Genomic DNA, 23,871 nt, shown 5'->3' with positions numbered 1-23,871 from the left:
GTACCCCTACGGGGAAGCAAGCTACAACGAACCTACATTGAGAAATTTTATTATAAGTAATCACCCGAACTTGATATAAATCAAAAAATTCAGGCAGAAATCGCCAAATCAACAACGCTTATCAAGTTATCATTGGATATTATTGAAAAGCTGAAAAACTTTTATGAACCAGCAGAGGATCTGGATGTAAGAATATATGGTGGTACAGTACAGATATTTATTCGTGAAGAAGGACTTATTCAACCAATTTCTGCAAATCGTTTATCTGATGGGACACTTCGTTATTTATTTTTAATGGCTTTACTGCTTGACCCAACTCCACGACTACTTATTTGTCTTGAAGAACCAGAGATTGGTTTACATCCAGATATTTTACCGACTATTGCAGAAATGTTAATCGAAGCATCTCAACGAACTCAAATCATAGTCACTACCCATTCTGATGTTTTAGTTTCTGCTTTGAGTGAATATCCTGAATCAGTGCTGGTGTGTGAACGTGATGAAAAAGGCTCTCACCTCCGTCGCCTTGAACCTGATAAACTGAAAAATTGGTTAGAAAATTATACTCTTGGCGACCTCTGGCGGATGGGTGAAATTGGAGGAAATCGATGGTGATAGCACCATAAAGCAAAAGTGAACCTGTTCTTCAATTGGTGCTGAACCACTTTTGATAAAGCTTTTGATAAGTGCCGTTTTCTTGTAGTGTTAGCAGGGCTTTATTAACAGGCTTTCGATAGGGACTATTTGTCCCAAAGACAATGCCGTAGTTCTCCTTGTGAAAAATACTGCCAATAACTTTTACTTTTCCTTTGCCTTCACCAGACGCGTAGTAAAGGAGAACAGGCGCGTCAAAAACAACTGCATCTGCCTTTTCTTGTAAAAGTGCATCATAAGCTTGGGCAACCTTATTGAACTCTAGAACCTGAATGTTTTGTTCATGTAGGTAAGCTGCCGATGTACTATTGGTGACAGTAGCGACACGCTTGGACACTAGGTCATCTGGACCTTTAATATTTCCCTGTAGTTGATCCACCGTCAGCGAAGTAGTCACTGTAGCCGTAAAGTAGGCAACAAAAACAACACTGGTAAACATCCAGACTACGGCTACTACGCGTCCGATTACACTCTTAGGCATTTCGTCAGCTTGGGTAGCCAGGGTTGCTGCTGCCCACCAGCAAGCTTTGAAAATACCAGGAAAGTAGGACAAAGTTGGGATTATTCCTTCAGTCCGCTGACGCTCAAAAAACCAGATAATGTGGGCTGGCACAAGAATAATTACCAAAATGATGCCAACAAGCTGTATTAGGGCAGGTGAGAAAATCACTGCTAATAGACTAGGTACTGATCTGACACCATTCTTATGATTTAGTACTAAAATCTGAAGTCCTGATTCAAACATCGGTTGAGAGAAATCAAAGTCTTTATCTCGCTCTGCAGTGATAGATATATTGCCAATTCCCACGTCTGCCTTACCAGATTTAATAGCAAACAGCAAATCTTGAGTAGTTGGATTGACAAATATCTCAGACTTAACATTCATCTCCTCAGTGATGCTACGCCAAAGATCAATACTGAATCCAGTAATTTGACCGTTTTTCTCAAAGACAAAGGGTGTGGCTAATCCCGTCGCCACACGTAGAGGTTTCGTTGGTTTCTGGGCTGACACCTGACTCGGCATTAGCACCAACACCAAAAATCCAACTCCCAACCACTTCCAGCAATTCAGGATGAGGGACTTACTAGTTTGGTTCTTTGTGTTCTTTCTTCCACACTTACTCGCTGACAGACTTAAGGAAAAAATTACTGCACTCATTCAACTATCCGAATTAAGCTTTTCTTAAAGGCGCTTTTCCACCAATTGTCTACTAGAACAATCACAAAAAAAACTGATCTGTTTTATAGTAAATTGATCACTTTTCTTGAATTCTACACCACGCTATCTCCAGTTGATTCCACTGCTACACATTGGGAACATCTGAGAAATAGAACAGAAGATCATCCTTGGATTTTAGATGCTGTGAACTCTGAAGATGAGCGGTGCCACTTGATGGTGCAAAAAATGGAAGCATAGTTGATTGCTGATATTGATGCTTTAAGAGAATTTTATGGGGAAGAATTTAGGGAAGATGGAATTGAGCGTTTGATAGCACAATATCAGAATATAGAGCAAATTTATAAAGAAAGTTTGTATATCCAGTTAAAGACAGCTACCCGTCATTCAAAAAATAGCAAGTATGAAAAAAGAACTAGAAGGACATACGCTTTGAAGCTTTTAGCGTTGTTGAATGTAACTAAGGTTCGCCAAGCTTCGCCATACTGCGTTCGCCTGTTCACCACATTAGTACAACACGGCGTAAATAGAGCAACCATTTAAAAACCCTAAAAAGCCCATTCCGTAATACTTTTGACTTTTGACTTTTGACTTCCGCCTTGCGGTATTAGCTGCAACAATGGGTACCTCAGCAAGGTAATATAACAAAGGGTAAAAAATCCTTGAGCGATCGCCCCTCAACTTTCACATCACGCTATCATCGAATATTGTGAAATTTCCGTGCGTAACTCAATAGCATCTATGACCGCTTCTCACTCTGAAACTCCATCTACCAAACCCGACGCGAGTACTTTTATTTCCGACCATCGACAGGTAGACCGCAGTAAGCTAAGTCAAATGTATCTGCACTATGTTGAGACGAAGGATAAATATCCTCACGCGGTATTGCTGTATCGGGTAGGAGATTTTTTTGAATGCTATTTCCAAGATGCTGTAAAACTAGCGCAAGAATTGGAATTAGTTCTCACTAGTAAGCAAGCTGGGGAACAGGGACGAGTGGCGATGTCTGGTGTTCCACACCACGCTTGGGAACGCTACACGACGATGCTGGTAGAAAAAGGCTATGCAGTGGTAATTTGCGATCAAGTAGAAGATGCTTCTGAAGCTGCTGGGAGATTGGTGCGGCGAGAAGTAACGCGCATCTTGACTCCTGGGACTTTGCTAGAAGAGGGAATGCTCAAATCAAGTCGCAATAACTACTTAGCAGCAGTAGTAATTGCCGCAAATCATTGGGGTTTAGCTTATGCAGACATCTCTACAGGGGAATTTCTCACGACTCAAGGTAATGATTTAGAACATTTGACACAAGAATTAATGCGCTTGCAACCTTCAGAGGTATTAGTTCCCACAAATGCGCCCGATTTGGGTAGTTTGCTGCGTCCGGGAGAAACTTCGCCACATCTCCCACAGTGTTTGCCACCATCATTTTGCTATAGTTTGCGATCGCAAGTTCCCTTTTCCCAAGCCGAAGCTAGACCTAGATTATTGCAGAAATTTAAGGTGCGATCGCTCGAAGGACTCGGTTGTGATCATCTTCCCCTCGCCGTCCGCGCAGCTGGTGGTCTTCTGGAATATCTGGAAGATACCCAAAAGGAAAACCCAGTTTCCCTCCAGAAACTTCGTACTTACACAGACAAAGACTATCTAATTGTTGACAATCAAACCCGCCGTAACCTGGAAATTACCCAAACTGTCCGGGATGGTACTTTTCACGGTTCTCTACTCTGGGCACTAGATAGAACTAGTACAGCGATGGGTGGGCGTGCTTTACGGCGGTGGTTATTGCAGCCACTACTCGATATTAAAGGCATTCGAGCACGGCAAGATACCATTCAAGAATTGATGGAAAATACGCCCCTGCGTCAAGATTTGCGGCAGTTGTTACGCCAAATTTATGACCTGGAACGACTCACAGGAAGGGCGGGTTCTGGTACAGCTAATGCTAGAGATTTAGTAGCTTTGGCAGATTCTCTCTCCCGCTTACCGGAATTATCCCACTTAGTAAATGAGGCGCGTTCTCCTTTCCTCAAAGCTTTGCAGAAAGTCCCAAGTGTGTTGGAAGAATTGGCACAAAAGTTACACGCGCATCTTGTGGAGTCGCCACCCATACTAATCAAAGAAGGCGGATTGATTCGCCCTAGCGTAAATTCCCTATTAGATGAAAGGAAAGCGACTGTAGAAGCAGACCAGCAATGGATTGCCAATTTAGAAGTTGATGAGAGGACTAATACGGGAATTTCGACACTAAAGGTAGGATTTAACAAAACTTTTGGTTATTATATCAGTATTTCCCGCACCAAAGCCGACCAAGTACCCGCTAATTACATCCGCAAGCAAACCTTGACGAATGAAGAACGTTACATCACCCCAGATTTGAAAGAACGAGAAGCCCGGATTCTAACGGCGCGGGATGATTTAAATCAGTTGGAATATGAGATTTTTACGGCGTTGCGGGAAGAGGTAGCACAAGAAGCGGAGGTAATTCGCAATCTCTCTCGGGCAGTGGCGGCGGCGGATGTGTTGTGTGGTTTGGCTGAGTTGGCGGTCCATCAAGGTTACTGTCGTCCAGAAATGTTGCCAGGAAGGGAGATAAACATTGTTGATGGCCGTCATCCAGTAGTGGAACAGTCTTTACCTGCGGGTTTCTTTGTGCCAAATTCGACTCAATTGGGAGGGGAAGAAACGAACCGCAAAGACGCAGAGGACGCAGAGGAGAAGGAGAAGAAATCCTCCACTCTTCCTTTCTCTGCCTCTGTTACTCCTGATTTGATTATTCTCACTGGGCCAAACGCTAGTGGCAAAAGTTGTTATTTGCGTCAGGTAGGATTAATTCAGTTAATGGCACAGATTGGTAGTTTTGTGCCAGCTAGGTTTGCCAGATTGGGAATATGCGATCGCATTTTCACCCGTGTAGGTGCAGTAGATGATCTAGCAACTGGTCAATCTACGTTCATGGTGGAGATGAATGAAACCGCAAATATTCTTAACCATGCCACATCTAAGTCGCTGGTGTTGTTAGATGAAATTGGTCGGGGAACGGCAACTTTTGATGGTCTTTCCATAGCTTGGGCGGTGGCGGAATATATAGCAGTGGATATTCGGGCACGAACGATTTTTGCGACTCATTATCATGAGTTAAATGAACTGGCTAGCATTTTGCCGAATGTGGCTAATTATCAAGTCACGGTGAAAGAATTACCCGACCAAATTATCTTTTTGCATCAAGTCCAACCAGGAGGCGCTGATAAGTCTTATGGGATTGAAGCGGGAAGATTGGCGGGTTTACCAGCGGTAGTGATTCAACGAGCAAAACAAGTTATGGGACAAATTGAGAAACACAGTAAGATTGCGATGGGGCTGCAAAATCTAGATTGATGTCTTACCGTATTTCCTTAACATTGTAGGCCGATGTATTAACATTGTAAGTTTATGCATTAACAATGCGGTCGGCGCATTAACATTGTAAGTTTATGCATTAATATTGTAAGCCTACGCATTAACAATTCAGACAAATGCATTAACATTGTAAGCCGATGCATTAACAATGTAGCCAATACATTAAGATTGCAAGCCGACGCATTAACTAATGCAGACCAATGCATTGCGTAATAAATTACTATCATCTAAGTACGTCATCTAGATAGGCTTGCAGATGAGCAACTCCTACAGCATTTGTCTTAGCAAAATTGATAAGAGTGCAGCGTTTAGGCTACCAACTGAGTTTTATCAGGAGCATCTTCAGTTTGCCAATGTAGCTGGTTGGACAGAGGTAAGTAAGTTGGCACAATAAAATCAAACTGTGTCAAGAAAAGTAAACAAGGCTCAAACCTTTTTTCTCTCTGCTAGAAAGCCCCCTGCTTTATCCCAACAAGAATTATTTACGCCGACCTACTTATATCTACTTATATGTTGATATCTTAGTAGGACTTAGGCAAAAAAACTCTCAAACTCTTATTCCTCCGTGTCGCGCCAGTTGCTTCTCCGTACAGCCCTTTGGGCATCCTACGGCAGGCGCTAGCCTCTCCCAATGTGATTCGGGGAGACGCGCAAGGGACAAGTCTCTTAACCGCAAGGGCGCACTGGCTTCTCTGCGGACTCTGTAGTAGCCTGCGGCAAGCCGCTTTGCGTCTACGATTTTCCGTTACCTGTGCGTAAGTCCTGCCTAATTTAAAGGAGCGGGATAATTGCCAAGTAGTTGAAATCTTGTTGACGTTTATGCTTAAAATTGCACAAGAGGTTTATTTAGCATCTACTGACAGCTAAAGTCAACCCTTTGCAGTACTCCCATAAGCCATGCTGACTGAAATTTTGCCTTTCCGTTTTGAATTAGATACGATCGCGATTGCTGGAGCGAGTTTGTGGTCATTGGCGCTATATCTAGGTTTCAACCCAGTCAGTGAATGGGTAATCGAGCAACTCAACCGCTGGTTTAACTTTGCGGAGCGATCGCTTTACACCAGCCAGTCAGAATTTGAAAGAACTCGTAAAGCCAGAGAATCCCAAAACGCTTTTTACGCCTCACTGTTTAGCATTGTGCCTTTTCTGGTCATTGGCGCTTTATGTAACTGGGGTGTGGAAATCAGTTTAGGTCGCAGTTGGGCAATTAGCACAGGCATACTAGCCTGTATTGGTTGCGGCATTTATGAACTAGGGCGAAGAGATGGACAGTCTTCGGATTAGCAACAGTAATACAAAGCGACAGCTCCGGTGAAGTAAGCTGTCGCCTCTATAAACCAGGGTTTAGGTGTGGTCTAAGCCATCAGCAAACCTTGACCTCAGCTAAATTTATCCCTTTTTTCCGATTACCTATTGACAAATGTGCAATTATCTTAACCTGTCACTAAATCATCCTTATGAATTGCTAGAATATTTCCTCTCTTGCCTTCAGGAGATTCAAAGCTGAAGAGTTCGCCTGTATTTTTAACTTTGAAAAACTGGTAACCAAGTTCCTTAAGAAAATTGAAGGCTCCATCAGTTGACAAATTAAGTCTTGCACTTGTCTGAGAACTGATCTCAAATATTACTTTCGGTTTCATCCGGCTAAATAATGAAGTTGCACCCCGAAAGACAAGTTCCTCTGCTCCCTCTACATCTATCTTGATAAAATCCACTCGCTCAATCCCTTCATGAGCCAACACATGATCTAGAGTCGTGATCGGAACCTCTTCAAAACTTATCTCTTCACTTTTATCTGATCCCAAAGAATAACTCGTAGGTGCATTTTCAATATGATACAACTTAGCTGTACCTTCTTCTTCAGAAAGTGCCGATTTAAATAACTTGACGTTAGTCACGCTGTTGATTTCTAGATTATGCTCAATACTTTTTAAAGATTCTTCTCCTGGTTCAAAGGAAAGAACTAATCCAGAATCTCCGACTAATTTGCTAGCCAACAAGGTATAAATACCACAGTTAGCTCCTGCATCTATGAACACTTCACCTGATGAGAGGGTGCGCTCAATATAACCTAATTCAGGCTCATAAGTTTCACGGAAAACAAAAAGACTAGTATTCCCTGTTCTATAAAAACCAGGCGGTAAAAAAAAGCGAACATTCCACTTTTTAACTAAAATCGTTTGTGGAATAGAAAGCTGACAAACTATCCACCAATATATTAAACGGTAAGTAACTTTCAGAGGGGACTCTTTAAAAGCCCTATGATTTGTGAAATAATTAAATTTCCTCTGTAAACTTGAGATCATAGTAAATCTTATACTTTCCTATTTATACTTGAAAAACTTTTCATGAAAGCGGCTTGTGGCATAAGGGAGCCAGTGCGCCCTTGCGGCTCTGCCGACTTGTTCGCTCTTAGCGTTCCCGCAGGGTAGCAACTGGCGTCATAGGGCATTGGTAACACACCTCATGCTCCATCGCCCTTTATCCCCAGAGGGGGTATCAAGTTTCCCATGCCCTGTTACTGCATTCTCAATTCCAGAAGATGGTATGACTGTACTTATTTGCCGATAAGTGACTTGAATCACATTATTAATGTGCTCAAATTCACTTACTGACAAATACTTTAATAGTATAGTCTCTAATTGCACAAATGTTTAATGAATTAAATTTGTGACTGGATGAACCAGATTTTTGAAATTAAATCATATTAGGACTTACGCAAAATATCTCTCAAACTCTGATTTCTCCGTGTCGCGTCAGTTGCTACCCTGCGGGAACGCTAAGAGCAAACAAGTCTCTTAACCGCAAGGGCGCACTGGCTTCTCTGTGTCTCTGCGGTTCGTTATTCCGTAAGTTGTGCGTAAGTCCCACACATATTTAGCTTGCGTAGGCAGGCTAAATATGTGAGCCAGTGACTTTGAATCTCAGGGGATAATCGGATTTATGCAACAGGTCTATTAAAAAGTACACCTACGAAGCCCTTAGTGCCTCTGCACCCTTTGGTTGTGTCCAAACCCCTACTTGCCAATTTCCTGAGAAACAATCTGTGCTATCTTCTGTGCTGCGCCGTTTTCGCCACGAACGCTATGTAGCTTGCTTCGTATCTCATCCAATTTTTCTGGATGGGCTAATAAGTCTAGTACCATTTCCCCAACTTCTTGCGGTTGGAGTTTACCCATAAGTTCAGGCACTATCTCTTCCTGTGCCCAGATATTTGGCCACGCTAATAAACCTTTATTTCTCACCAGTCTCAGGAATAGCCAATTAATCATCTTCGCAAAGGTGGTACCTACCCCCGGCAGATTTGCCAACAACCCAGGTAAACCATCCCAAGAACGCATAGCGTCAAGTTGCTGTGTTGGTAGCAAAACAATCATTGGCACTCCTAAAGCACCGAGTTCAGCAGTGTTTGCCCCCACTGTAGTCAAGCAGATACAGCACTGGGATAATAAATCATAGGCAGGGTTTTCTTGCCACAGTTCTACAGTTAAGCCCGTTGTTGTTTTGAGCAATGCCTTGCCTTTAGCGTCCTCTGGGACAATTAAGTCAGCACCACCAAAGCTAAAGGTTTCAGCAATAGAGTTCTTTTGGGGATCAGCAAAACTAGCTAATGTTTGTAAATCCAAAGTCGGGGCTACAGGAATCACAAACTTGGTTTGGGGCCTTTTTGCGTGAACGTATTCGGCAATGCCTAAAGTTAATGGCACTCCTTGGGCTAATTTTGCCGCTTTTGATCCAGGCAGTAAACCAATCAATTCAGTTTTGAATGATGAAGTAATAGGCAGAGTGGAATTTGAATTTAGGCTCTCTCCGGCTTCACCTGCTGCTAGCATCAAATCACCGACAACGGTGAATTTGTGAGCATATTTCTGGGGGACACGGGCAGCAACTTCGGGTTTCATCACGCCAAAGCGATCAATCCAGTTATGCCAACGGGCTTCCCATTCGGCGTAAATCACTGTGCGATATCCGAGCTTTTTGCCTATGACTACGGGGAAAATTTGATCACCACCGAGGAAAACGACTACACCGCGACTTCTCCAGTCCCAATTTTCAAATGTTTTGCCCCAAAGCAAAAATTGCCAAAAATGCTCTGCTCCCTGAACTCTGTCTACTTCTGGGTAAGAAAGAGCGATCGCAGCTTCTTTACCACTAGCATTTGAGCAAGGCGATAATGCCACAGAAATTCTCACCACAGAACGGTCATCACCTAGTTCTTGCCGCAACGCCTTCACTACTGGACGTACCCAGGTTGTTACCTCACCTGGGCCATTCGATAGGATGAGAATATCTACTTGAGTCATTAGTTAATGTTCAGGAGTTAGGGCCCATTAGTCAAGAGGGAAATATTACCTAATTCCTTCCTAATTTCTAGACGCACAACATTACTGATATAATTGCAGGCTATGTTCGATAACGTCTGCGAGTTTCTTACAGAGTCATTTTCAGCCGACTTTGCAACATGGCTACTCGGTGAACCAATTACACAATGTGCAGCAGAAATGATTGCCGTACAAAAATTTCAATGAAATTAATAATATAACAATTAAGAAAATTTATGGCAGCGTCAGCAGTGCTACAGCTTGACGATTTTTTAAATTTAAGGGCAAACACTGAGAATATATTTAGTTTATTATACCGTATGTTCATTGCAAATACTACTAATGATGTTAGTTTTGATGGTGCGGGAAGGTTAAATATTTTTATCTTTGTGTATTAGTGTCTTTGGTTAAAAGACGATCACTGAAAGGTAAGAAAAGCTGTTCGCTAAAACTCTCAAACTTCTACTATGTAAAAATTGAATCCTTTAGGGAACATGGACTATCAATTCTTTTGAAAGCGTCTAATATTTTTAACCCAATAATATTTCCGTCTTCATCGTGATCTTAAATTACCCCTGGCTTTTCTTCGTCACTATCTTCTATGGGTATATCACTCAATATAATCCTTAATTCCGATACTGTTAAATGAATTTTGCTTTTATTTTTACCTCCAATAGCTATTATTTTAGATTAGAAGAAAACATTTACAAAATACTCTAGAAAAAATAAAATAAGTCAATTAAATATACTAACTCTTTTCTGAGACTATTTCATCTGCTGTAAATCTGCTAATAGATAGATTGCACTTTTGTCAGGTTTGAACTTTAACTGCGTTCGCGTAGCGTGCCGGAGGCAATCGCAGCAGCTACTCACAAGTAAGTCTCTTACTAATCATAAACTGTGGGTTTATTATTAACTATCCGATCACAATATTATTAAATAACTATTTAACGATAAAAAATACGTAACAAAATATTTACAATAATTGAAGTAAATACTTACCGATTTACCACTTTTTGTGAAAATATATTTCGTTTTTTATATCGATTTGTATCAGATAGACGATAAATGTCCAGTGGGTAAGTGTTTTCTGATAGAAAACTCTTATTGCCGAAGATAAAGAAGTAACTTTAGTGGTTAATGCTGCTAAGAACTTCTAGTAGAGGACACGCATCAAAGGAGCCTATCTGCATGTTCACCCACGTCAAGTCCACCATTAGACATATTGCGCCTGATAATTTACGCGGACGTAATTTAATCAAGGTGGTCTATGTCGTGCTTGAGTCTCAGTACCAGAGTGCATTGTCGCAAGCAGTTCGCACGATTAACGCGAGCAACCCAGACCTGGCGATTGAAATCAGTGGTTACTTAATTGAGGAACTCCGAGACCCAGAGAACTATCAGGAGTTCAAACGGGATATGGAAAGTGCCAATATATTTATTGCCTCCCTGATTTTTATCGAAGACTTAGCACAGAAAGTAGTAGCAGCAGTAGAACCACATCGCGATCGCCTAGATGTTGCCGTTGTCTTTCCCTCCATGCCAGAAGTAATGCGCCTAAATAAAATGGGCACTTTTTCCTTGGCACAGTTGGGTCAGTCAAAAAGTGCGATCGCCCAATTCATGCGGAAACGCAAAGAAAAATCAGGTGCGGGATTCCAAGATGGGATGCTGAAGCTTTTGCGAACCCTGCCGCAAGTACTGAAGTTCCTCCCAATGGACAAGGCACAGGATGCCCGAAATTTCATGCTCAGTTTTCAGTATTGGCTAGGCGGTTCTCCAGAAAATCTGGAAAACTTCTTGCTGATGCTAGCTGATAAATACGTATTTAAAGGTTTAGAGAAACAAAGTTTTGCAGCTTCTACATATCAACAACCGGTGGTTTATCCCGATTTAGGGATTTGGCATCCTTTGGCTCCCAATATGTTTGAAGATGTCAGAGAGTACCTCAATTGGTATACAGCTCGTAAGGATATTTCTAGCGATCTAAAAGATCCCCTAGCTCCTTGTGTCGGGTTAGTATTGCAACGCACTCACCTAGTTACAGGGGATGATGCCCATTATGTAGCTATGGTGCAGGAATTAGAAGCACTAGGCGCACGGGTATTACCTGTGTTTGCTGGTGGTTTGGATTTCTCTAAGCCTGTAGATGCCTACTTCTATGAACCGACTACCAACATCCAGTTGGTAGATGCAGTGATATCGCTGACTGGTTTTGCTTTAGTGGGTGGTCCAGCCAGACAAGACCATCCCAAAGCAATTGAGTCACTCAAACGCTTAAACCGTCCTTATATGGTGGCGTTACCTTTAGTCTTCCAAACCACAGAAGAGTGGATAGATAGTGATTTAGGCTTGCATCCCATTCAAGTAGCTTTGCAAATTGCGATTCCGGAATTGGATGGGGCAATTGAGCCGATAATTTTGTCAGGTAGGGATGGGACTACAGGGAAAGCGATCGCCCTGCGCGATCGGGTTGAAGCGGTAGCTGAACGCGCCTTAAAATGGGCTAACCTCCGCCGGAAGCCGAAGCTTGATAAGAAAGTCGCGATCACCGTTTTCAGCTTCCCGCCAGATAAAGGCAACGTCGGAACCGCCGCCTACTTGGATGTATTCGGTTCCATCTATGAGGTGATGAAAGCCCTCAAAAATAACGGCTACGACTTACCCCAATTGCCAGAGTCAGCCGAAGCGTTGATGCAAGAAGTCATCCATGACGCCCAAGCGCAGTACAACAGCCCTGAGCTCAACATTGCTTATAAAATGTCGGTTCCTGAGTATGAGGCGCTCACCCCCTACTCTCAACGCCTAGAAGAAAACTGGGGCCCACCTCCTGGACATCTCAATAGTGATGGGCAAAACCTGCTGATTTATGGTAAGCAATTCGGTAACGTCTTCATCGGTGTCCAACCTACATTTGGTTACGAAGGCGATCCGATGCGGCTGTTGTTCTCCCGTTCAGCTAGTCCTCACCACGGTTTTGCTGCCTACTACACTTACCTAGAGCAAGTTTGGAAAGCTGATGCTGTACTCCACTTTGGTACACACGGTTCCTTGGAATTCATGCCAGGTAAACAGATGGGGATGTCAGGTGATTGTTATCCAGATAACTTGATTGGCTCAATTCCCAACTTGTATTACTACGCAGCCAATAATCCGAGTGAAGCGACAATTGCCAAACGTCGGAGTTATGCCGAAACAATTTCCTACTTGACACCTCCGGCAGAAAATGCTGGTTTGTATAAAGGTTTAAAGGAACTCAGCGAGTTAATTGCTTCCTATCAAACCTTGAAAGATAGTGGACGCGGCATTCCCATTGTTAACAGCATCATGGATAAATGCCGGATAGTGAATCTGGATAAGGATATCAATCTGCCAGAAACCGATTCCAAAGATATGAATGCCGATGAGCGGGATAATATTGTTGGCAACGTCTACCGCCGGTTGATGGAAATTGAGTCACGGTTGTTGCCTTGTGGGTTGCACGTGATTGGGAAACCCCCAAGTGCAGAAGAAGCGATCGCAACTCTCGTCAATATTGCTAGTCTAGATCGTCAGGAAGAAGGACTTCAAGGCTTACCGGGAATTATCGCTAATAGCATTGGGCGTAATATTGACGATATTTACCAAAGTAACGACAGAGGCATTTTAGAAGATGTCCAATTACTGCAAGATATCACCTTAGCAACCCGTGCAGCAGTTAGCGCCCTTGTCCAAGAGCAAACCGACGCACAAGGGCGAGTTTCTCTAGTTTCCCGGTTGAATTTCTTCAACATGGGCAAAAAGGAACCTTGGGTAGAAGCATTGCATAAAGCAGGTTATCCCAAAGTTGACACAGCCACACTCAAACCCCTATTTGAGTATTTGGAATTCTGCCTCCAGCAAGTTTGTGCCGACAACGAACTAGGAGCATTACTCAAAGGCTTAGAAGGCGAGTACATCCTACCTGGTCCTGGTGGTGATCCCATCCGCAACCCGGATGTATTACCCACGGGTAAGAATATCCATGCTCTAGATCCCCAATCGATCCCCACAACAGCAGCAGTACAATCAGCCAAAATCGTCGTTGACAGGCTTTTAGCACGGAATAAAGCGGAAAACGAAGGTAAGTGGCCAGAAACCATCGCCTGTGTCCTTTGGGGAACCGATAACATCAAAACTTACGGCGAATCCCTAGCGCAAATTATGTGGATGGTGGGCGTGCGTCCGGTTCCTGATGCCTTGGGACGCGTGAACAAATTGGAATTGATATCTCTAGAAGAGTTGGGACGCCCCAGAATTGATGTGGTGATCAACTGTTCAGGTGTATTCCGTGATTTGTTCATCAACCAAATGAACCTCCTAGACCAAGGCGTGAAGATGGCGGCTGAAGCAGATGAACCCTTAGAAATGAACTTTGTTCGCAAACATGCTTTGCAGCAAGCTGAGGATATGGGGATTAATCTGCGTCAAGCAGCGACTCGCGTCTTCTCCAATGCTTCTGGTTCTTATTCGTCAAATATCAACTTGGCCGTAGAAAACAGTACTTGGGATAGCGAAGCCGAGTTGCAGGACATGTATCTCAACCGGAAATCCTTCTCGTTCAATTCCGATAACCCCGGAATAATGGACGAATCCCGGCAGATTTTTGAAAGTACTTTGAAAACTGCTGATGCAACTTTCCAAAATCTGGATTCTTCCGAGATTAGCTTAACGGATGTTTCCCACTACTTTGATTCAGATCCCACTAAGCTTGTGGCAAGTCTGCGGGGTGATGGTAAAAAACCAGCATCTTATATTGCAGATACAACCACAGCTAACGCGCAAGTGCGGACATTATCGGAAACTGTGCGCTTGGATGCGCGTACCAAATTGTTAAATCCCAAGTGGTACGAGGGGATGCTGAATCACGGTTATGAAGGTGTGCGCGAACTCTCCAAACGATTGGTAAATACAATGGGTTGGAGTGCGACAGCCGGCGCTGTGGATAACTGGATTTACGAGGATACTAATGAAACCTTCATCAAAGATGAAGAAATGCAGAAACGGTTAATGAACCTTAATCCCCATTCTTTCCGCAAGGTTGTATCAACTTTATTGGAAGTAAATGGACGCGGTTATTGGGAGACTAGCGAGGAGAATTTAGATCGTCTGCGCGAGTTGTACCAAGAAGTTGAAGACCGGATTGAAGGGATAGAGTAGGATTACATGGGCAGGCATTATGCCTGCCTTAACAATGAGATAAGGTTAATTATGGATAATTGGCAAGATATTACTAATGATAGATTAATAAAACCAATACATCCTGGCGAAGTAATTGCAGATATTTTAGATGATTTAGATATTAATACCGCAAAGTTTGCAGAAATTTTAGGAGTATCTAATCAAACAACTCAGGAAATTATTAATGGTCAAAGACCAATTACAGTAGATATAGCAATACGTCTTGGTAAAGCTTTAGGAAATGGGCCAAGACTTTGGCTCAATCTTCAGCAAAAAGTTGAGCTTTGGGATGCTTTGCAAAGCCATAAAGAAGAATACGAGCAAGTTATGACATTATAGTATAAATATACTACTATAATTCATGACAATAATTGCTTGGGAGCAATCACGATGATAGATGGTAAAGCTATTTCTATTTCCTTATTTACAGGGGCTTTTGGTTTAGACTTGGGTATGGAACAAGCGGGATTTCATACAGTAAGTATAGTAGAAAAAGACCCTGATGCTACAAAAACTATTCTTATTAATAGACCATTATTGCAAGAAAGTGCAGTTCCTAGAGAAATAGAAAAAGTCAGTTCCCAAGAATTACTTGAGGAAGGAGGAAGAGTTTTAGATTTACGTAGAGCCTTACGTCCTGGTGAGGTAGACTTAATAACAGGTGGACCACCTTGTCAGCCATTTAGTACCGCAGGAAAAAGAGGTTCAGTAATAGACCCTCGTGGTAGTTTATTCATGGACTTTATCCGCATTGTTCAAGAAGTCCAACCTCGTTTTTTCTTAATGGAAAATGTGAGAGGTTTGCTGTCTGCTCCTCTTCGTCACAGGCCAATTAACCAACGGGGAAAAGATTATCCACCTTTAGAATCTGATGAAATAGCTGGCGCTGTATTAAAAGTGGTATTAGCAGAAATGAGGGAACTAGGCTATTACGTGATTTATAACCTTTTAGAAGCAGCAGATTACGGTGTTCCTCAAAACAGAGAGCGTGTAATTTTTATTGGTTCTAGAGATCAAGAAGTGGCTACATTTCCTATTGCTAAATATAGTAAAGATGGTAAAAATTTACCTAAATGGCTAACTTTAAGAGACGCTTTAATAAATTTAGTTGATCCAGAACCAGAGTTTATCGCTTATTCTGAAAATCGTCTGAAATTTTTAAAATTATTGAAATCAGGACAAAACTGGAGACATTTACCAGAAGAATTAAAAAAAGAGGCTATGGGAGGTGCTTATAACTCAGGAGGTGGAAAAGTCGGTTTTTATAGAAGATTGTCTTGGGATAAACCTTCACCAACAATCACAACAAGTCCACACCAAAAAGCTACAGATATGTGTCATGCTGTGGAGTTGCGTTCTTTAAGTGTACGCGAGTCTGCAAGAATCCAAACTTTTCCTGATGATTGGATTTTTTATGGTTCGGTAACTTCTAAATATAAGCAAATTGGTAACGCGGTACCAGTACTACTTGCAAAAGAAATTGGTAGTTATCTTTTTAACTTGATTCAAGGAAATAGACTAAAAGGTAAAGAGATGGCTCAACAGCTTTCGCTGTTTGATTGAGAAAATTTACTTTGCAGCTAACTCCGTAAAAGCCAGATCAATTTTCTGTAACATATTTCTGACATGGCTTTCAACAATGTTATAATCCATGTGAATTTGCTCCCAAAATGCTTGACCAGCAATGCGAGGAATGTTCGGAGCATTAAATGTCCACTGACCTAAATTAAAAGCTGCTATAAATAAAGGGTTTTGATGAATAGTTAATTCTTTTTTTGCTCTAGGCGCTTGAGAACCAGTTAATGTACCTTTTAGAGTTTTTAGTTGTGCAAATTTAACCGTTTCTTCTGAAAAAATAATAATATCAATACCAGTAATTTTAATTCCAAATTCCAATTCTGGGTTAATAATATAAGGACTTATATTAGATATTTTTTCCCAAAGATTTCCCATTGTTGTGCTAAGGCTCCTTGTTGCTGAGTTGCTAGTTACCAGTAATTTTGCTCCACATAGTTCAAAAAGATTTTTTGGGTTAGGATAATGGTCAATTATTGCGCTTTTATTTTCAAAGTCTGCTTTTAGCCAGTCAATAAAATTATCTGCAAATTTATCAGTTTGACTGCTAATTAACTGAGATTGTATATTTAATTCTAAAACAGAGCCATTCTGCTTGTCTTGTGCAATTTGATATTCAAAATAAGCAGGTGCTATTGAAGAAATAACTTTTGCATACTTATATGCTTTATGCAAATCTTTATCGGCAATGTGAATTACATCAATTAACGAAGCATGATGTAAAATTAAGGCTCTACGTTCTAGAACAGTAAGTGGAATTAAAGTTTCAGCTGTTAACGCACTAGACATGAAAGCTATTGCAACTGATTGGGCTTTCTTAGTATTCCCTAAAATTATGCCGCTCACTCACTCTTAGACAAAACCCATAGCCGGAGCGTGCAATCATAGAATTAGCGATACCTACGGTAAGCTACGCTAACGCACCATTCTTCCACAACACGCGATCGCTTTGTTTTTGAGGTTTTCTAAAAGGCGATCGCTTTACAGAATGTGCGAAGTACGATCGCTTTGTTTATGAGGTTTTCTGCAAGGTGATCGCACTCACTCTTCTACAAAAAGCGATGTCTAACGACAAGCCGCTACGCGTCTACGCTTTATTTTTGAGGTTTTCTGCAAAGCGATCGCACTAATCTTCCACGCAGGCGATCGCCTTGTATCATGCCATCATAAAATAAGTAGCTTCTTGGCTTTATGCTCTAATTCTGCTTATGAACGCCTTAACAATCAATCTCAAACCAGTATTGGAACTGACAGATGAACAATTTTTTAATCTATGTCAGGCAAACCGTGACTTGAGATTTGAACGCACTGCAACGGGAGAATTAATTATCATGCCACCCACTGGGGGAGAAACGGGAAATCGCAATGGTAGATTCAATCAACAGTTATTTAATTGGTCTGATCAAGATGGCACTGGTATTGCCTTTGATTCCTCCACAGGTTTTAAACTTCCCAATGGCGCAGACCGTTCACCTGATGCTTCTTGGCTGAGACTGGAACGTTGGAATGCACTGACTGGTGAACAACAAATAAAATTTATACCGCTTTGTCCTGATTTTGTCGTTGAGTTACTTTCGCCAAGTGATAGTTTGAAAGTTGCTCAAGAAAAGATGAGAGAATACATAGATAATGGTGTGCGTTTGGGTTGGTTAATTAATCGTAAATCGCGGCAAGTAGAGATTTATCGGCAAGACCAAGAGGTTGAGGTGTTGGAATCGCCTGTTACTTTGTCAGGAGAAGATGTTTTACAGGGGTTTATTTTAAACCTTGAGCCGATTTGGTAACTGAATAACAAAACAAGAGTCATGACATTTATTTTTGAGGTTTTCTGCAAAGCGATCGCTCACTCTTTCACAACAGGCGATCGCTTTGTTTTTGAGGTTTTCTGAAAGGCGATCGCTCTTCAGAGTGTGATTTTGAAAGTGTGGAGTGCGTTAGCAGAGCTTACCGCAGGTATGGCTCACACTTTTACAACAGGCGATCGCTTCCAGGGAAACTTATATTTCCTTATGTCTTTTACCTTTCAGGTATTCTGCGATCGCTTCAGCTACGTCTTCTTCAGGTCTATATACTCGTGAGCTTGATTTCTCAGCATGGAGTTTGTCGAGGTAGGTATGTAAAGCTTCCTCGTCATCACGGTGTTCTAAGACGTAAGCTCGAAGTTCAATCGTAGTCATGCTAGCAAAGTCTGGTTTTACACTCATACAAACCTCCATTCTCCAGTAGCCTCAATCTCAATATTTATTTCCTGTTTTACTAGAATAATCACATTCCCAGTGCGCTTATCCAGAGTCACTAAGTCGATAGAGCAGTACTTGCTGGTAAGGTCGCAGCAAAGCTGAAAACATTTCAGCACTTGTGCTGTGGTAGGCATTATTATTTCCCTACAATAATACATAAACACTAAATAGACCACAGCATAGCTGATAAAGTTAAGTCTACTCGTTTTGTTTTTGAGATTTTCTGCAAAGCGATCGCTCTGTTGGGCATCAAAGCAGATGCAACGTTTGATTTGATAGACAAAATCTTGTCCGCTATATTTAAGCTGTACCAGTTGCTTCCTCACTCCAAGTTAATCAGTATGGATATCACAGCTACTTTGAACGAAATCGCAACTCTCAGTGTTGAAGATAGAATCCGTATTGTACAGGCAATTTGGGATACTATCGCTGCGGAGCAAGTTTACCCCGATTTAACCGATGCACAAAAGCAAGAACTCGATCGTCGAACTTCTGACTATAATTCAAATCCAAATAATGTGCTGACTTGGGAGGAAATCAAAGCATCAATTAAGAGCCAGCAATGAATTATGTCCTGGTATTTCGCCCAGAGGTTCGAGAAGAACTCAATGATGCACACAATTGGTACGAGAGTCAGAAACCCGGTCTGGGTGACGAGTTTTTAGACTGTGTAGACGAAATGGTGAATCGAATTTCTCAGATGCCAGAATCCTATGTAATTGTCTACGGTGATATTCAACGAGCAATAGTGCAGCGATTTCCCTATGCTGTATACTATCGGATTGTGTCGAGTCGAGTAATAGTGACGGCAATTTTTCATGGTCGTAGAGATCCAAAATCCTGGCAGACGCGAACCTAACACTATAATTACGAGCAATGTCACTCGACTTGCCACTACACATCTACGCTTTGTTTTTGAGGTTTTCTGCAAAGCGATCGCTCCCTCTTCCACAACAGGCGATCGCTTTATTTTTGAGATTTTCTCCAAAGCGATCGCTCACTCTTTCACAACAGGCGATGTCTAGTAAGGGCGTAGATATCGCTTATTAGGAATGTAGGAATAAGCGATCGCTTCTATATTGTCAATGATATCAGACTATGATATCATTACATTAATGACTATACTTAACTGTAAGATGCCTGTAATTGTATTGATTAAATGGATCTTAATAATAAACAAAGTCAGATTTTAGAATTAATTTTTACAAATCCTATACCATCTAATATTCTTTGGAAAGATATTGAAAGTTTATTCATAGCTCTAGGCGCTGATATTACTCAAGGTAAAGGTTCGCGGGTTCGAGTGAAATTAAATGATGTGAAAGCTATTTTTCACGAACCGCATCCTCAAAATGAGACAGATAAAGGAGCAGTCAAATCTGTTAGAGAATTTTTGATTAAAGCAGGAATTGAAATATGATGACTTATAACGGATACACAGCTAGTGTAAAAGTAGATGTAGAGGCGGGAATACTTTTTGGTCAAGTCCTAGATATTAATGACGTGATTACCTTTAAGGCAAAAACTGTAGATGAAGCGCGTCAAGAATTCCAAAATTCTGTTGATGATTATCTTGCTTTTTGCAAAGAACTAGGAGAGGAGCCTGATAAACCATTCTCTGGTAAACTTCCATTCCGCACAACTCCAGAACACCACCGCAAAATATTTATTGCTGCTAAAAAGGCTGGCAAAAGCATAAATGCTTGGATGGATGAAATCTTAACTGTTGCTGCGGATAAAGTAATCAATACCTAGAGTCAACGATTTTAAATATCTTTTTTGCGAAACTACGATATTTGGGTAGTTTGCAAAGTGGCATTTTGAGAGTGTGAGGTGCGTTAGCGTAGTTTACCGTAGGCATCGCTCACTCTTGGACAACAAGCGATGTTTAACGACAAGCCGAAGAAGCGTCTACGCTTTGTTTTTGAGGGTTTCTGCAAAGCGATCGCTCCACTCTTTCACAACAGGCGATCGCCTTGTTTTTGAGGTTTTCTGCAAGGCAATCGCATTCACTTTTCCACAACAGGCGATCACTGTTCATAATAGCCCTCCACTAGCGGCTTCCGTCCGCTACTCTGAAGTGTAAAGTGGCAGGCAACTACAATAAATCTACTCTGACGCTACCCATTTAGAGTTGATCTCAAACTGTAAATGGGAACGGTAGAAACAAACATCAAACTCCATAAAAAAGTTAACTTGTCCAAAATCAGCGGTACGTTTGTAGCCTGTGTCCATGCAAATACAAGTTGTACAGGTTCAAATTGCCCAACGACTGCTTGAAGAACCACGACACGCGCGTCATATTGAGCTAAATTACCTGTCAAACTCAATACAGTTGTCTGCTGCTCCCACATATAACCAAGCTCAACTCCTACTGGATAAGGAAGCACGTTCACGCTTGCTCCAGTATCCAACAGACCGGATGTTATGACAGAACTTTGCTGGTAGATCAAAGTAAGGGGTAAATAGGGGCGGAAACTGGCTTCGCCCAATGCAACATCAATCGGGATAAAAGAATACCGTTCAGCATTACGCATGGTCTTGAGTTTTAGCAGCTTGTAGCACTTTTAACATAGTATCTGCTGCTTCAACTGCATCATAAGGCGACCACACAGGATAGGACTGATCAGGCTTAATCAGATTGGTTTCCTGTTGGGCTAACTCTGAGATTAAAACCTGCATAATGTAAAATTTATCTGCTCGACTAAGTTCTCGCAAAGTGGAGATTAATTCTGCTGAAACCATGCAAAGGACTCCAGTATATCAAGTCTGCTTCTTGATCATAGTTTATTCGTTGGGTTTCACTGCGTTCACCCTAAGTTACAACTAGAATCACGTCCGCGACTTACACGCGAGATAATTCAAGCATAAAATCCAAGATTTCTGTCACACGAATTATATCTTGGTCTGTCAAAGCTACCAATCTAAATCGACTTGCAGATAGCCCTTATAAAAAAGCTACTACCGTCGCTACACCTGCATTACGTCCTACCAAATAAGCTAACTTTGCCAATACTGTTTGTGGCAACAGAATTTGCTTTTGTTGTATATATACTGTTGTGACAATACTGTGCATTGCATCTGAAGGGTTCAACAATGCTACAACAAAACCTGTATCAGCCACCACTGAGGTTATTTCCACGTCTAACCAGATTTTTCAGTAATTTCCTGTTGGAGAATATCTTCAGAATTTGTAGGCAAATCAGGTGTTTCTGTAAATAAGCCAATTAATGGGTCAGATACATAATTATCAACTGGTTCTAGCAATTGGGTTTCGAGATACAGCTTAACAGCTTCACTAACAATTGATTCAGGAGATTCGCCTCGTTGACTAGCCAAATTTATGACTTTTTCAAGTAAAGTCTGTTCTGGTTTCCAGTTAAATGTAGAATCCACAAGATAACTTCTCTGTGATTAGTAACAAATGATATTCTATCAAATAACGTTTGATACTCATTATCATACTTTGTTGTTTTAAGTCAAATATACACACAGCGATTACTCTTCCACAACAGGCGAACACTTTGTTTATGAGGTTTTCCGCAAGGCGATACCTTCGGTAAGCTTCTCTACGAGACGCTTCGCGAACGCTAACGCATTCACTTTTCCACAACAGGCGTACGCATTTGCTATTTCGGCGACTACATTTGCTATTTCGGCGTACGCATTTGCTATTTCGGCGTACGCATTTGCTACTTCGGCGATCACATTTGCTATTTCGGCGTACGCATTTGCTACTTCAGCGACAGCATTTGCTATTTCGGCGTACGCATTTGCTATTTCGGCGTACGCATTTGCTACTTCGGCGTACGCATTTGCTATTTTGGCGATCGCTTATGGTGCTTCACCAGATTAAAGGGCTTACTGGCTTAGGGATACTGTTCAGACAGTGGTTATGTACTACTGCCACCCAGATATTACCGAGTCAGAAGCCCTAAATTTTTGAGGCTACTCATTTGCTACTCAAAAATTGCTTAAAACCCTTTACGAAAGCGATTATTGTACTTGTTGTATGGGGAAAGCACCAGGTTGTACAGCTACGTTAAGATTCTGCCCATTGCGACGTAATTCCATCCGTAAATCGCCCCCGACTTGGCTATTTTCTACTGCCTTTTGGACACTACTGGCATCTGTGACTAATTGCCCACCAAGCTTTTGGATCACATCACCAGCACGTATTCCTGCTTTAGCAGCTGGCGAATTTGGCACAACTTTTATAACTAATACACCTTTATCTTCATTCACACTCAAACCGCTATTGGGATCTGAGTTGATATTCTGTTTTATCTGAGGCGTTAACCCTACCATCTGAATTCCCAGGTAAGGATGTTGTACTTTACCTGTAGCTATCAGTTGACTGGAAACGTGTTGTGCTGTGTTGATGGGAATAGCAAAACCTAATCCTTGTGCCCCCTGGATAATGGCTGTATTCATCGCAATCACCTCACCACGGGAATTTAGCAGAGGCCCGCCGGAGTTACCGGGATTAATCGCTGCGTCGGTTTGAATATACTCTACTCGCTTATCGGGAGCACCGATTAGATTGCTACTGCGTCCGGTAGCACTGATGATTCCAGTAGTTACTGTATTATCTAGGCCAAGAGGATTGCCGATCGCGATCGCCCATTCTCCTGGTTGCAGTTTATCTGAGTTACCCAATGCTACTAACGGTAGATTGTCTGCCTGAATCTTAACAACAGCAACATCGGTCAACTCGTCTTTTCCTAACACCTTGCCTTTAAAGCTACGTCCATCCTTGAGTGTTACTGTTACCGTATCAGCACCATCAACTACGTGGGCGTTGGTGAGAATACGACCATCAGCACTAATAATAAAACCTGAACCAGTACCCCGTTCTACCCGATTCTGTTGTTCTGGTAGTTGAGAACCAAAGAAGCGTTGGAAAAATGGATCGTTAAATTCATCTGGTATCTGGGTTTTTACGGTTCGGGAAGAGTCAATTCGCACCACAGCAGGCCCGACCTTTTGTACCACTTGGATAACAAAGTTAGGATCTGTGGTGGCTGGTAATGGAGGAGCGGCATTTACTCGACTCACTGCCAAATTAGATGCACTTTCAGACACTTGCTGAGGATGTCCAGCCATATAGCCGCCTGCCAATGTCATACCTGATCCCAGCAGCACCAACGATAGAGAGGCAGCAGCCTTTTTCCAGGGTGCTAGATTATGGTATTTGGCATCAGTAGTGTTATGTGAAATGCTATTTAATGGGTGTTCTCTGTCGCGAGATTCATTTTGCATTGCTGTCTGGAAGGATATTTAAATGTATTACTAATGTAGATATGAT

At 41.8% G+C, this 23,871-nt stretch carries 25 protein-coding genes; 14 read left to right on the top strand and 11 right to left on the bottom strand.

The genetic code is table 11. From position 1 onward, the window contains the following. The first annotated feature begins 75 nt into the window (after nt 1–75). Entirely contained in the window at nt 76–615 is a 540-nt protein-coding gene (locus V7K40_RS27945; protein ID WP_334965586.1) for an AAA family ATPase, read from the top strand. Nucleotides 616–646: 31 nt separating this feature from the next. Here the strand turns inward: V7K40_RS27945 and V7K40_RS27940 are convergent, their stop codons facing one another. Beyond that, nucleotides 647–1,813 carry a transporter substrate-binding domain-containing protein gene (locus tag V7K40_RS27940; RefSeq protein WP_334965545.1) on the bottom strand — a complete coding sequence of 389 codons (1,167 nt, stop codon included), beginning with the start codon at nt 1,811–1,813 and terminating at the stop codon, nt 647–649. Nucleotides 1,814–2,071: 258 nt separating this feature from the next. On the opposite strand from V7K40_RS27940, the gene V7K40_RS27935 reads away from it, so the two are divergent. From V7K40_RS27935 to V7K40_RS27920, 4 genes are all read left to right on the top strand, one after another. Further along, nucleotides 2,072–2,374 (top strand): hypothetical protein, encoded by a 303-nt coding sequence (locus V7K40_RS27935; RefSeq protein WP_334965543.1) that lies wholly within the window; start codon nt 2,072–2,074, stop codon nt 2,372–2,374. 198 nt (nt 2,375–2,572) lie between these two features. Beyond that, on the top strand, nt 2,573–5,206 hold the full coding sequence (mutS, locus tag V7K40_RS27930; protein WP_334965541.1) for a DNA mismatch repair protein MutS: 2,634 nt from the start codon (nt 2,573–2,575) through the stop codon (nt 5,204–5,206). A gap of 277 nt (nt 5,207–5,483) precedes the next feature. After that, the gene (locus tag V7K40_RS27925; protein WP_334965539.1) at nt 5,484–5,621 is read left to right on the top strand and encodes a hypothetical protein; all 138 of its coding nucleotides are present in this window, start codon (nt 5,484–5,486) and stop codon (nt 5,619–5,621) included. A gap of 503 nt (nt 5,622–6,124) precedes the next feature. Further along, the gene (locus V7K40_RS27920; protein WP_334724997.1) at nt 6,125–6,511 is read left to right on the top strand and encodes a hypothetical protein; all 387 of its coding nucleotides are present in this window, start codon (nt 6,125–6,127) and stop codon (nt 6,509–6,511) included. Between the two features lie 149 nt (nt 6,512–6,660). Here V7K40_RS27920 and V7K40_RS27915 read toward each other — a convergent pair whose 3' ends face one another. Together V7K40_RS27915 and V7K40_RS27910 are read right to left on the bottom strand one after the other, a co-directional pair. Further along, on the bottom strand, nt 6,661–7,533 hold the full coding sequence (locus V7K40_RS27915) for an FkbM family methyltransferase (RefSeq protein WP_334965537.1): 873 nt from the start codon (nt 7,531–7,533) through the stop codon (nt 6,661–6,663). Between the two features lie 711 nt (nt 7,534–8,244). After that, entirely contained in the window at nt 8,245–9,531 is a 1,287-nt protein-coding gene (locus tag V7K40_RS27910) for a lipid-A-disaccharide synthase (RefSeq protein WP_334965535.1), read from the bottom strand. A gap of 1,209 nt (nt 9,532–10,740) precedes the next feature. Between V7K40_RS27910 and V7K40_RS27905 the strand changes: the two genes are divergently transcribed. Genes V7K40_RS27905 through V7K40_RS27895 form a run of 3 tightly spaced genes read left to right on the top strand, consistent with a single transcriptional unit; the run spans nt 10,741 to nt 16,311 of the window. Then, nucleotides 10,741–14,727 (top strand): magnesium chelatase subunit H, encoded by a 3,987-nt coding sequence (locus V7K40_RS27905; RefSeq protein WP_334965533.1) that lies wholly within the window; start codon nt 10,741–10,743, stop codon nt 14,725–14,727. 51 nt (nt 14,728–14,778) lie between these two features. Further along, nucleotides 14,779–15,087 carry a HigA family addiction module antitoxin gene (locus tag V7K40_RS27900; protein ID WP_334965531.1) on the top strand — a complete coding sequence of 103 codons (309 nt, stop codon included), beginning with the start codon at nt 14,779–14,781 and terminating at the stop codon, nt 15,085–15,087. A gap of 51 nt (nt 15,088–15,138) precedes the next feature. After that, the gene (locus V7K40_RS27895) at nt 15,139–16,311 is read left to right on the top strand and encodes a DNA cytosine methyltransferase (RefSeq protein WP_334965529.1); all 1,173 of its coding nucleotides are present in this window, start codon (nt 15,139–15,141) and stop codon (nt 16,309–16,311) included. A gap of 6 nt (nt 16,312–16,317) precedes the next feature. Here V7K40_RS27895 and V7K40_RS27890 read toward each other — a convergent pair whose 3' ends face one another. Further along, nucleotides 16,318–17,169 carry a hypothetical protein gene (locus V7K40_RS27890; protein WP_334965527.1) on the bottom strand — a complete coding sequence of 284 codons (852 nt, stop codon included), beginning with the start codon at nt 17,167–17,169 and terminating at the stop codon, nt 16,318–16,320. 362 nt (nt 17,170–17,531) lie between these two features. Between V7K40_RS27890 and V7K40_RS27885 the strand changes: the two genes are divergently transcribed. Continuing rightward, on the top strand, nt 17,532–18,107 hold the full coding sequence (locus V7K40_RS27885; RefSeq protein ID WP_334965525.1) for a Uma2 family endonuclease: 576 nt from the start codon (nt 17,532–17,534) through the stop codon (nt 18,105–18,107). Between the two features lie 213 nt (nt 18,108–18,320). Here V7K40_RS27885 and V7K40_RS27880 read toward each other — a convergent pair whose 3' ends face one another. Next, complete coding sequence (locus V7K40_RS27880; protein WP_334965523.1) at nt 18,321–18,527, bottom strand: hypothetical protein; 207 nt, start codon at nt 18,525–18,527, stop codon at nt 18,321–18,323. Between the two features lie 377 nt (nt 18,528–18,904). Between V7K40_RS27880 and V7K40_RS27875 the strand changes: the two genes are divergently transcribed. The 5 genes from V7K40_RS27875 to V7K40_RS27855 all read left to right on the top strand — a co-directional run bounded on the left by V7K40_RS27875 (nt 18,905) and on the right by V7K40_RS27855 (nt 20,318). Beyond that, nucleotides 18,905–19,129: an addiction module protein gene (locus V7K40_RS27875; RefSeq protein WP_334965522.1), complete on the top strand. Its 225-nt coding sequence runs from the start codon at nt 18,905–18,907 to the stop codon at nt 19,127–19,129. Beyond that, nucleotides 19,126–19,422, top strand: coding sequence for a type II toxin-antitoxin system RelE/ParE family toxin (locus V7K40_RS27870; RefSeq protein WP_334965520.1), 297 nt, complete (start codon nt 19,126–19,128; stop codon nt 19,420–19,422). The genes V7K40_RS27875 and V7K40_RS27870 overlap by 4 nt, the downstream gene beginning before the upstream one ends. A gap of 17 nt (nt 19,423–19,439) precedes the next feature. After that, complete coding sequence (locus V7K40_RS27865) at nt 19,440–19,613, top strand: hypothetical protein (protein ID WP_334965518.1); 174 nt, start codon at nt 19,440–19,442, stop codon at nt 19,611–19,613. A 109-nt stretch (nt 19,614–19,722) separates the two neighbouring features. Next, a complete protein-coding gene (locus V7K40_RS27860) occupies nt 19,723–19,983 on the top strand; it encodes a type II toxin-antitoxin system HicA family toxin (RefSeq protein WP_334965516.1) in 261 nt (86 codons plus the stop codon). After that, a complete protein-coding gene (locus V7K40_RS27855) occupies nt 19,983–20,318 on the top strand; it encodes a type II toxin-antitoxin system HicB family antitoxin (protein ID WP_334965584.1) in 336 nt (111 codons plus the stop codon). The genes V7K40_RS27860 and V7K40_RS27855 overlap by 1 nt, the downstream gene beginning before the upstream one ends. A 133-nt stretch (nt 20,319–20,451) precedes the next feature. Here the strand turns inward: V7K40_RS27855 and V7K40_RS27850 are convergent, their stop codons facing one another. From V7K40_RS27850 to V7K40_RS27825, 6 genes are all read right to left on the bottom strand, one after another. After that, nucleotides 20,452–20,604 (bottom strand): hypothetical protein, encoded by a 153-nt coding sequence (locus tag V7K40_RS27850; RefSeq protein WP_334965514.1) that lies wholly within the window; start codon nt 20,602–20,604, stop codon nt 20,452–20,454. 79 nt (nt 20,605–20,683) lie between these two features. Next, the gene (locus V7K40_RS27845; RefSeq protein ID WP_334965513.1) at nt 20,684–21,100 is read right to left on the bottom strand and encodes a hypothetical protein; all 417 of its coding nucleotides are present in this window, start codon (nt 21,098–21,100) and stop codon (nt 20,684–20,686) included. Then, nucleotides 21,093–21,308 carry a hypothetical protein gene (locus V7K40_RS27840; protein ID WP_334965511.1) on the bottom strand — a complete coding sequence of 72 codons (216 nt, stop codon included), beginning with the start codon at nt 21,306–21,308 and terminating at the stop codon, nt 21,093–21,095. The genes V7K40_RS27845 and V7K40_RS27840 overlap by 8 nt, the downstream gene beginning before the upstream one ends. 202 nt (nt 21,309–21,510) lie before the next feature. After that, the gene (locus V7K40_RS27835; RefSeq protein ID WP_334965510.1) at nt 21,511–21,705 is read right to left on the bottom strand and encodes a hypothetical protein; all 195 of its coding nucleotides are present in this window, start codon (nt 21,703–21,705) and stop codon (nt 21,511–21,513) included. Nucleotides 21,706–21,707: 2 nt separating this feature from the next. Next, nucleotides 21,708–21,959: a hypothetical protein gene (locus V7K40_RS27830; protein WP_334965508.1), complete on the bottom strand. Its 252-nt coding sequence runs from the start codon at nt 21,957–21,959 to the stop codon at nt 21,708–21,710. A 600-nt stretch (nt 21,960–22,559) separates the two neighbouring features. Next, the gene (locus V7K40_RS27825; RefSeq protein WP_334965506.1) at nt 22,560–23,825 is read right to left on the bottom strand and encodes an HhoA/HhoB/HtrA family serine endopeptidase; all 1,266 of its coding nucleotides are present in this window, start codon (nt 23,823–23,825) and stop codon (nt 22,560–22,562) included. Nucleotides 23,826–23,871 lie beyond the last annotated feature (46 nt).

Origin of the sequence: Nostoc sp. (assembly GCF_036917195.1) — a bacterium.
In the GTDB taxonomy this organism is placed as follows: Bacteria; Cyanobacteriota; Cyanobacteriia; order Cyanobacteriales; family Nostocaceae; genus Nostoc.
This window is presented reverse-complemented; position numbering and strand designations above follow the sequence as displayed.